This window comes from Candidatus Methanomethylophilaceae archaeon, assembly GCA_017524805.1.
Taxonomy (GTDB): Archaea; Thermoplasmatota; Thermoplasmata; order Methanomassiliicoccales; family Methanomethylophilaceae; genus Methanoprimaticola.
In genome coordinates, this window is the sequence record JAFXUX010000044.1 from 1 (window position 1) to 10,209 (window position 10,209).

A 10,209-nucleotide genomic window follows, 5' to 3' on the forward strand; every position below is an offset into this window, starting at 1 on the left:
ATCCTGCACCTCAGGACCGGCAACTTCTACGACGGAACCGAGGACTTCGACAAGAAGTGGAGCGACTACACCGCGCCCTTCGCCGACTGGGTGAACGGCACCGACGGCCAGTTCATAATCTGCGGCGGAATGCCCGTGCCTCTCAGGGTCGCTTACGCCGCCGAGATCCTCCATCCGGACATCGTCCCCGCCGGATTCGCCGACGCCCTGCACCAGCAGCTCGTCGACAAGTTCTTCAACGGCGACAAGCTGGACATCTCCTCGATGACCTTCGTCATTCACAAGTGACGCCGAAACGCCCGGGGATTTCCCCCGGGCCCCTTCAATCCCATTCCCGGTTGCAGTATGAGCCAAGGCACAAATCAGTGCATTGGGCTATTTTCTTTGTTCATTTTTGCGTATCGGTTTCTTTCAATTGTATATTATTATACATTAATGAATGATATTATTATATACAGTACGTATGGTTCCACCAGACATGGCAATTCCCAGAGATGCGAGAATCAATCTGTCGCCAGAGGACATACCCAAAAGATGGTACAACCTGGCATCCGACCTTCCAGGGCTGAAGCCCCCGCTCAACCCGGGCACCGGAGAGCCCGCCAAACCCGAGGATTTCGAGCCCATCTTCTGCAAAGAGATCATCAGGCAGGAGGGCTCGACCGAGAGGTACATCGACATCCCCGAAGAGGTCCGCGACAATCTGATCTATCTGAACAGACCCGCTCCGCTCCAGAGGGCATACAGGCTCGAGAAACACCTCAAGACTCCCGCAAAGATCTATTTCAAGAGGGAGGACATGAGCCCGCTGGGAAGCCACAAAGGCAACACCGCTCTCGCCCAGGCCTATTACAACGCGGAAGCAGGGGTCCACACACTCACCACCGAGACAGGCGCGGGACAGTGGGGAACCGCTCTCGCCATGGTCTCCAACCTTTATGGCTTGGACACCACCGTGTTCATGGTCAAAGGAAGCTTCATGGCAAAGCCCCTGAGGAAGACCATCATCAACACCTATGGCGCCAAGATCTATGCGTCCCCCAGCGAGCACACCGAGTTCGGAAAGAAAATCCTCAAGGAGCACCCCGAGACTTCCGGTTCCTTGGGAATCGCGATCTCCGAGGCCTGCGAGATGGCCGCGAAAGATCCCGAGATCTGTTACTCTCTGGGAAGCGTGCTGAACCACGTCATGCTCCACCAGACTGTCATAGGCCAGGAGACCATCCAGCAGATGTCCATGGCTGAAATCAGCCCGGATTACGTCGTAGCCTGCACGGGAGGAGGCTCCAATTTCGCCGGACTGACGTTCCCCATGCTCGGAGAGAAGATCCGCGGCACAGGATTCAAGGACACCCAGTTCGTCGCCGTCGAGCCCAAAGCCGCGCCCTCCCTCACCGAAGGGGAATTCAAGTACGACTACGGCGACACCGCCGGGTTCACGCCTCTGCTGATGATGTACACCCTCGGAAGCGACTTTATACCCTCTTCGATCCACGCGGGCGGTCTCAGATACCACGGCATGTCGCCTTTGGTTTCTGCCGCGTACGATACCGGATTGCTTTCTGCGAGGTCCTACGATCAGACCCAGACTTTCGAGGCCGGAGTCATGATGGCCAGGACCGAGGGAATCATACCCGCTCCCGAATCCTGCCACGCAGTCAAGGCAGCCATCGATCTGGCTCTCGAGGCCAAGGAGAAGAACGAGGAGAAGACCATCGTGTTCTGCCTTTCCGGGCACGGATTGCTGGATCTGTACGGATACGAGCAGTACCTCAGCGGAACTTTGCCCTCGTCCGACATTTCCAACTGAAACTAAACTGCCTCTCCCCTCGCCGGGAGGGGCCATTTTTCCAGATAATGATATATAGTGTTCCGTGTTAACACGTGTCACGGTAACGCGCCGCTTTCACTGTTGAGGTTCGCCGGCGCATCCGAAGGGAAGCGATCCCATGGGGCTGGACGAGCTGAGAGAAGGCATTGGCAGGATAGACGCCGAGATAGTGGGGCTCATAGCTGAGCGCACCGAGCTGGCAAAGAAGGTCGGCGAGATCAAAAGGGAGAGAAACCTTCCCATACGCAACGAATCTGTTGAGCGGAAGGTCGTCTCCAGATACGTCGAAGCGGGGATGCAAGCCGGCCTCAGCCGCGAAGCGATGGAGAACGTCGCCCGCGCGCTCATCAAGGAAGCCGTCGAGGTAGAATCCAGGGTTCCTTCCGGCAGAGTAGGCAAGAAAATCGCGATAATAGGCGGCGCCGGGAAGATGGGCGTTTGGACGGCGGATTTCCTGAGTGACTCCGGGCATGAGGTAATCGCCATAGACCCCGCTTTGGATAATGGCTTATCCATAGAGGATTGCGCCGGATGCGATGCCGTCATCATTTCCGTCCCCATCCATTCAGTAGCCGGGATTCTGGGGCAGCTGAAAGGCATATGCTCCCCTGATACTCTGATCTTCGATCTTGCCTCTTTGAAGACCCCTGCGGAGCCCGCGCTGAGGGAGATGGCCAAGAGCATGAAGGTATGCTCCGTCCACCCCATGTTCGGGCCGTCTGCCACTTCTATGTACGGCAGGAACCTCATCGTCTGCGACTGCGGGAACCGCGAAGCCGCAGAGGAAGCCGCCGACCTTTTCTCGGACAGCGGCGGGAACATCAGGGTCATGGGCCTTTCGGAGCACGATTCCTACATGTCATACGTTTTAGGACTTACGCATGCGGTCAACATAGCGTTATTCACCGTTCTGCAGAGGAGCGGTTATTCCTTCGAGGACCTCAGGACCGTATCTTCCACCACTTTCAATAAAGGCCTGGACACCAACATGTCCGTGGCTTCCGAGGATCCCATGCTCTACTACGAGATCCAGCATATGAACTCGCACAGGGAGGAGATGTGGTCGCTTTTCGCCGGCGCCGTGGAGGATCTCAGGGAATGCTCATTGAGCGACGATCCCTCGGGATTCGTGTCGCTGATGGACGCAGGCAGGGAATACTTTTACGGAAAACGATAATAAATTAATAAAAAATGGAGAATTATGGCAGGGATAATACATGATGTACGGGAAAAGCATCCGCATGGAAAGGATAATGGACAGGAGGACCGGCAACGCGGTCATAGTCCCGATGGACCACGGAATATCCGTAGGGCCGCTCGACGGCCTCATCGATATGAGGAAGACCGTAGACGACGTCTCCAACGGAGGGGCGACCGCGGTTCTGATGCACAAAGGTCTCATAAGGTACTCTTACCGCCAGTCCGGGAGGGATGTGGGGCTCATCATGCATCTCTCTGCTTCCACCGATCTGGGGCCGAACAAGCTCACCAAGGTTCAGATCACCACCATAGAGGAAGCGATCAAATACGGCGCGGATGCCGTGTCCATACACATCAACTTCGGATCCGAGGACGAGCCCTCGATGCTCGAGCAGGCAGGAAAGATCTCCGAGCAGTGCAACGATTGGGGTATGCCCCTCATAATCATGGCGTATCCCCGCGGCCCCCAGATCAAGAATTCGTTCGATCCGCAGGCCATAGCCCATTGCGCCAGAGCTTCCTCGGAGATCGGCGCCGACATAGTCAAAGTCAGCTACACCGGGGACATAGACACCTTCAGGGACGTCTGCAGAGGCGCCCTCTCGCCTGTGGTCATCGCCGGCGGTCCCAAGATGGATTCCGACATGGACATCCTCAACATGGTCCATGATTCCATCGAGGCCGGAGGGCATGGGGTCTCCATCGGAAGGAACGTCTTCCAGAACAGGAACGTCATGGGCATAACCAAAGCCATCTCCAGCATAGTCCTCGACGGCTACTCCGTGGACGAGGCCGCCAAATTCCTCTGAGGCGAATCCATGGGTAAGCTCATAGTGAGGGCAGACGGCCCCGAAGACAGGGAAGCCAGGAAGGATCTGGTCACCAACGGCCTCGAAACCGGGATCTGCAGCTTCATTCTAAGGAAAGGCGACGAGGATTTCGAGGGCCTGGGCAGGATGGAGGTTATTTACACGGAGGATGGCGAATCTGTCTCCGGCGATTACGCGTTCGTCGGAATCGGCACTCCCGAGGACCAGGAAAAGGCGATGTCCATGGCCGGGAAGAAGAAGGCCGTGATAGTATCGACTACGGACTGGACAGTCATCCCCTTGGAGAACATGATCGCCAAATTCTCCGGCTCCGGAACCGAGGTTTACGCATGCGCATCCGACATCGGCGACGCGAAGCTTTTCCTCGAGACCATGGAGAAGGGCGTCGACGGCGTGGCCATAGACGTACGCAATCCTTTGGAGCTCAGGAAATTCGGCGAGATCCTGTCGAAGACGAAGTCCGAGGAGCTCACCGAAATCGCCGTGAAATCCGTCGTCCCGGTGGAGACGGGCGACAGGGTCTGCATAGACACGTGCAGCATGATGTCTCCCGGCCAGGGGATGCTCATAGGCTCCTTCTCGAACTGCCTGTTTCTGGTACAGTCCGAGAGCGAGGACAGCGGGTACGTCGCCAGCAGGCCGTTCAGAGTCAACGCGGGCGCCGTGCACAGCTACATAGAAGTTCCCGGGGGCGGGACGAGATATCTCGCCGAGATCTCCGCCGGAGACAGCGTTCTGGTCTGCGGGAGGGACGGCAAGACTTTCCCCGCTTCGGTGGGCAGGAGCAAGGTCGAGAAGAGGCCCCTTCTGATGGTCACAGCCACCGACGGGAGCAGGGATTATTCGGTAGTGCTCCAGAATGCCGAGACTATCAAGCTGGTCACCAAAGAGGGATCCAAATCCGTCACCGCCATCGTGCCGGGCGACAAGGTCCTGGCGAAGCTGGAATCCGGCGGCAGGCATTTCGGCATGGCCGTCCAAGAGTCCATCACGGAGAAGTGAATGAAGGTCTGCGCAGCGTACGGGTCCGAGACCCCTCTGAGGGAGGGCTCGGGTATGCACGAGATCCGCTTGGACGTGTTCGGCGGGATACCCGCGGGCGTGGGGGAGGAATCCCTGATCACCCTCTGCGGGAAGGACATATCGGCGGTGCCAGACTCTTTCCGGGGCCTCGTGGACGTCGGGGAGAGAGACATCGCCACCAAGCACAGGAAGATCAAGTCGTTCCATGATTTCTCCGGAACCCCGGATGCAGACTCCATAGTCAGGATGCTTTCGGATGGGGATCAGGAGATATCGAAAGGTGCGTTCTCAGTCCGTTCTTTCGCGGATTTGGCCTCTATATCCGATGCGGCCAAAAGGTTGGGCAGGAAGCATGTCCTGCTGGGCATGGGGGAGCTGGGCGAGGTCACGCGCATAAGGCAGAGGTGCCTCGGCAACGAATTCACGTTCGGATATGTCGGCGCCCCGACGGCCCCGGGACAGCTCAGCGCCGATGAGATGGAGAGATTGGGCGACGGATGCGAGATTCTGGGCATCGTCGGGCATCCTCTGTCGCATTCCAGATCTCCGGCGATGCAGGGCGCCGCCATGGAGAAAGCGGGGATCAGCGGCAAATATCTGAGGTTCGACTCGCCGTCCCTCGATGGCATAGAGGAAGTTATCCGCGCCTACGACATCAGAGGGATGAACGTCACGATACCATACAAGCAAGAGATAATCCCGCATCTGGATTGCATATCGGATGTCGCAGAGGACGTAGGGGCGGTGAACACCATCTCTAACCGCAGCGGAAAACTCCTGGGCGAGAATACAGACGTCCGCGGAATAGAGTTCGCGCTGTTGGGAGCCGATCTCAAAGGGTCCGAATCTCTGGTCATGGGATCCGGAGGGGCCGCCAGAGCAGCGGTTTACGCGCTTTCCCGTGCCGGTTCTTCCGTGAGCGTCGCTGGGAGGAACAAGGAAACTGTATCCGCTCTGTGCAGGGATTTCGGCTCGGAGCCGTTCGAAGGCGACGTTTCCAAGTTCGGATTGGTCGTCAACTGCACCCCGATAGGTCTGGTGGAAGGGGAATACCCCGCGGACATCTCGAATCTGCGCGGAGACCAGGTTGTTTTCGACATGGTCTACGGAAGGGATACGCCCTTGGTCTCCTCGGCCAGATCCCGGGGGTGCCGCATCGCCGACGGGGCGGACATGCTCGTCGGCCAGGGAGCGGAATCGTTCCGCATCTGGTTCGGCAAGGAACCGGACATATCGGCTATGAAGGGGGCGCTCCGATGGCCGGGATAGGCGTCTCAGGAGGGGCGATATCGGTGATGAATGCCATCCCCTGCGGGATCGGTTCTACCATAGGGATAGCCCTGAAGACCGAGGCGAGGTTCGAGCCTGCTGATGCTACAGCGGTACACCTTGTCGACCGCCCGCAGCTGAGCCCGAATCTGGCGGAAAGATGCGTTGAGAGAACCCTGGAATTGCTGGGCGAAGATCGGATCGATTACCATCTGGAAGTCAAAACAGATATCCCGCCGTCGATGGGCCTTAAAAGCTCCAGCTCTGTCTGCAACGCGGTCATATCCGCGGTTCTGAACTATTATGGCAGGCGGATCGACCCATTGGACATCATAAAGCTGGGCGTCTCATGCGCCAAAGAATGCAAAGTCACCATAACCGGGGCGTTCGATGACGCCTGCGGATGCGGGCTCGGAGGTCTGGTCGTCACCGACAACTCGCGCAATATTCTCATTTCAAGAGACGAGATCCCCGCCTATGACGTGGTGATTTGCGTGCCCGACAGGTCCATACCCAAAAGCAAGGTCCCGGTCGAGCGCTACAAGGCGCTTAAGGGCGAATACGAGGCGCTGGTCCCGGAGATAAGGGACGGCTATCTGGGCGTCCTGACGAAGAACGGAGAATACGTATCGCAAATCATCGGGGGAGGCTCCGACCTCGCCCGGAAGGCGCTGGATCTGGGCGCGCTGGCCGCAGGGATATCTGGAACAGGTCCAGCGACCGCGGTTCTGACCGAGCGCGGAGACGGCGGAAGAATGGCGGAAGGGCTCGGATGCCCATGCATAATCACGGAGACATCATGACAGACATCACTTTCAGCGGGGGAAGGATCGAGGGGATGGCCGAGGTTCCTCCCTCCAAAAGCTACACTCATAGGGCGATAATCTTGGCCGCTCTTTCCGGGGGGAGATGCGAGATCACAAACCCCTTGGATTCGTTCGATACTCGCGCCACCATCGATGCCGTAAGGTCGATGGGCGCCTCGGTTGATGTGACCGATTCCGGGATAACAGTCAGTTCGGACGGGATCCATGCTCCGGACAGGACGATAGACGTGCTGAATTCGGGGACCACGATGAGGCTGATGTCGGGCCTCGCCGCCCTGTTCCCGTCGGAGACCGTGATAACAGGCGACGAATCCATCCGGAAAAGGCCGATGGGCCCCCTTCTGGACGCCCTCCAGAGATGCGGAGCAAAATGCTCTTCCGAAGGCGGCAAGGCTCCTCTGAGGATAAGCGGTCCGATCGAAGGGAACGAGATAAGGATAGACGGAAGTTTGAGCTCGCAGTTCGTGTCGTCCATGCTGATAATGTCCCCTCTGGTGGGCAGGCCTATGGATATAATTCTGGAAGGGAAGCAGGTTTCCAGGCCGTATGTGGACATTACGCTGTCCGTGATGGGAAGATTCGGCGCGGAAGTTGAGAGGACATCCACAGGATATCATGTCGAGCCGCAGAGGTACGTCCCCTGCGACATCGAGATACCAGCCGATTTCTCTTCCGCGGCATTCCCATTGGTCGCCGGCGGGCTCTCAGGCAGCGTCAAAGTCATGGGCCTGGATCTTGATGGGCCCCAGGGCGACAGAAAGATAGTCGACATACTCAGGGAATCCGGATGCTCGGTGGAATCGGACGGGGGATGTGTCACATGTTCCCGCGTCGGCAGGCCGTCGGCCATCGACGTCGATCTCTCGGACATACCTGATCTATTCCCAGTTGTCGCGGTTCTGCTGAGCACCGCGGAAGGCACGAGCAGGCTTTACGGGGCCCCTCAGCTCAGATTCAAAGAGAGCGACAGGATAGAGTCGGTGGAAAGGATGCTGAAATCGCTGGGCGCGGACATAGAAGGCACGGACGACGGCTGCGTCATAAACGGCGTCCCCAAGCTTCGCGGAGGCAGGATAGAGCATGGCGGGGACCACAGGCTGATGATGTCGGCCGCCGTGGCTTCGTTGGTTTCCGAAGGCCCGGTATCCATGGAGGACGACGGCTGCTGGAACGTTTCGTATCCCGGTTTCCCGGATGCCATGCGCTCGTTGGGCATGAGGTGCTGATATGGAGCTGTATTCGGTCGGAAATACCTTGAGGATAGGGCTTTTCGGCAAGAGCCACGCCGAATCCATAGGCTGCTACATCGACGGGCTGCCGACGGGGATGGAGATCGACCCCGACAATATCGCCAGGGCAATGGATCTCCGCAAGCCCAAAAGCGGAATCGGAACCCCCCGCAAGGAGAAGGACGAAGTGATCCTGGAGGAAGGCGTCGAAGATGGCAAAGTCACTGGGCGTGTTCTGATCAGGATAATGAACGGGAACAAGGATTCCTCCGCGTACGCAGGTTTCAATGTCACCCCCAGACCCGGCCACGCCGATCTTCCGGCGCTTATCAAGTTCGAAGGCTTCGAAGTCGCCGGCGGGGCGCAGTTCTCAGGCAGGATGACAGCTCCGCTGGTGGCGGCCGGAGCCATAGCGCAGCAGTATCTGGCTGCCAAAGGCATCAGGATCGCCGCTTACTCGAAGCAGATCGCGGATGTCATCGATGGCAAAGAGCGCTCGTTCGAGGAGATAGACGCCTCAAAATCCAGGAAGACCCGCGCCGCGGATGACAGGTTGGACGCAAAGATGGAGGAAGCGATTCTGGCCGCGTCCGCAGATGGCGACAGCGTCGGAGGAGTCGTCGGGTGCATGGCCGTGGGCCTTCCGATCGGGTTCGGAGGCATATGGTTCGATGCGCTGGATGTCTCCATAGCGAGGATGATGTTCTCGATCCCGGCCGCCAAAGGAGTCGAATTCGGGAAAGGCTTCGGTCTCGCTTCGATGAGAGGCTCGGAAAGCAACGATCAGTATGCCGTCAAGGATGGTAAAATAACAGCTCTGAGCAACAACATGGGAGGCGTCTGCGGAGGCATGAGCGACGGGATGCCATTGACTTTCAATGTAGCATTCAAGCCTACCCCTTCGATATCCAAGCCACAGAGGACGGTCAACCTGAAAGAGATGAAGGATGACCGCATCGAAATCAAAGGAAGGCACGATCCATGCATAGTTCCTCGCGCAGTTGCTGTTGTTGAAGCCATGGCGGCGCTCGCCATCATGGATCAGGATCTCTCATTCCAACCTGACCAATGAGAATTTGGTCATGTTGTCTTCCATATCTTCCACATTCTCGTTGTCGAGATAAAGGCCGTAATGCTCTCCGGCATCTTTTCTGCAGACCGCGGCGGAACCTTCTTCGAGCATCCCTTTGGAAAGCATCTCGGCGGCATAGGCCGTGTCCTCGCATTCCACCATTTCCGCTTCGGGATACAGCCTGCGGAGATTGTTTTGGGATTGATGCAGCGCTTGGATGTGGGAGACAAGCTTTGTGACGGGGTCTTCAGGTCTCCTTTTGAATACGCAGTGGTGGATGGGCGACCACATCAGATCCAATTCCAGGAGGTTGCGCACCCCTTTTTTGGCCTCTTCGGATTCCTGGACTATCCCCGCGTATTTGTTCTCCACCGCAAGGACGCCATAATCAATTTCTCTCGAGACCAGGGCATCGATGACGTTTTTGGCCGACATGAGAGGCACAAGCTCAGAATTGTTGAGATCGAATTTCTTGGAGAATATGGCTGCCATCTCTTCGCTGTTGGAGAATGGAATTCCCATATACCCTATCCTTATGGCGTTTTTCATGCGGTCACCGGCGAAAGCCGATGATCACTGGCTTTCTGGAGGCAAAGGAAACGCTATCGATAAAACTATTTGCTATATGTTGTTCGATTCTTCTTTAATAAACTATTATCGACCGGATTGCTGGCCGTTTTTGGAGTGCGGTCTTTTTGGCTGCTGGAACAGGATTCCCGTTGTGTTGGTATAAAGAAACTTTTATATATGGTGTTGCAGTGCAGGAGATTACGCGACGTAAGTTGCAGATTCATAGAATCAAATCATGCACCCGACCCAGAGGAACTCGGCCGGGGAAGAGGCACAGGGCTCCGCATTGGAGGATGAGGACGGATAAAGCCCGATGACTGCCGGAACATACGAAACCTGGACGTGTGCTAGATCATAC

Annotated in this window: 10 protein-coding genes; 9 read left to right on the top strand and 1 reads right to left on the bottom strand. The window is 57.2% G+C overall.

Annotated elements, in window-relative coordinates; genetic code table 11:
- The 9 genes from IKP20_08995 to aroC all read left to right on the top strand — a co-directional run.
- Positions 1–288, top strand: a 288-nt coding sequence (locus IKP20_08995) for a hypothetical protein (protein ID MBR4505081.1), incomplete at its 5' end; no start/stop codon positions are given.
- Positions 289–478: 190 nt separating this feature from the next.
- On the top strand, positions 479–1,810 hold the full coding sequence (locus tag IKP20_09000; protein ID MBR4505082.1) for a TrpB-like pyridoxal phosphate-dependent enzyme: 1,332 nt from the start codon (positions 479–481) through the stop codon (positions 1,808–1,810).
- Between the two features lie 139 nt (positions 1,811–1,949).
- Positions 1,950–3,008, top strand: coding sequence for a prephenate dehydrogenase/arogenate dehydrogenase family protein (locus IKP20_09005; protein MBR4505083.1), 1,059 nt, complete (start codon positions 1,950–1,952; stop codon positions 3,006–3,008).
- A 43-nt stretch (positions 3,009–3,051) separates the two neighbouring features.
- A complete protein-coding gene (locus IKP20_09010) occupies positions 3,052–3,840 on the top strand; it encodes a 2-amino-3,7-dideoxy-D-threo-hept-6-ulosonate synthase (protein MBR4505084.1) in 789 nt (262 codons plus the stop codon).
- A 9-nt stretch (positions 3,841–3,849) separates the two neighbouring features.
- A complete protein-coding gene (locus tag IKP20_09015; GenBank protein ID MBR4505085.1) occupies positions 3,850–4,863 on the top strand; it encodes a 3-dehydroquinate synthase II in 1,014 nt (337 codons plus the stop codon).
- Entirely contained in the window at positions 4,864–6,153 is a 1,290-nt protein-coding gene (gene aroE, locus IKP20_09020; GenBank protein ID MBR4505086.1) for a shikimate dehydrogenase, read from the top strand.
- Positions 6,141–6,956 carry a shikimate kinase gene (locus IKP20_09025; GenBank protein ID MBR4505087.1) on the top strand — a complete coding sequence of 272 codons (816 nt, stop codon included), beginning with the start codon at positions 6,141–6,143 and terminating at the stop codon, positions 6,954–6,956. The genes aroE and IKP20_09025 overlap by 13 nt, the downstream gene beginning before the upstream one ends.
- Positions 6,953–8,206, top strand: coding sequence for a 3-phosphoshikimate 1-carboxyvinyltransferase (gene aroA, locus IKP20_09030; protein ID MBR4505088.1), 1,254 nt, complete (start codon positions 6,953–6,955; stop codon positions 8,204–8,206). Before IKP20_09025 ends, aroA begins: the two co-directional genes overlap by 4 nt.
- Positions 8,207–8,213: 7 nt before the next feature.
- Positions 8,214–9,281 carry a chorismate synthase gene (gene aroC / locus IKP20_09035; GenBank protein MBR4505089.1) on the top strand — a complete coding sequence of 356 codons (1,068 nt, stop codon included), beginning with the start codon at positions 8,214–8,216 and terminating at the stop codon, positions 9,279–9,281.
- Here the strand turns inward: aroC and IKP20_09040 are convergent.
- A complete protein-coding gene (locus tag IKP20_09040; protein MBR4505090.1) occupies positions 9,261–9,830 on the bottom strand; it encodes a chorismate mutase in 570 nt (189 codons plus the stop codon). The genes aroC and IKP20_09040 overlap by 21 nt on opposite strands.
- Between the last annotated feature and the right edge of the window lie 379 nt (positions 9,831–10,209).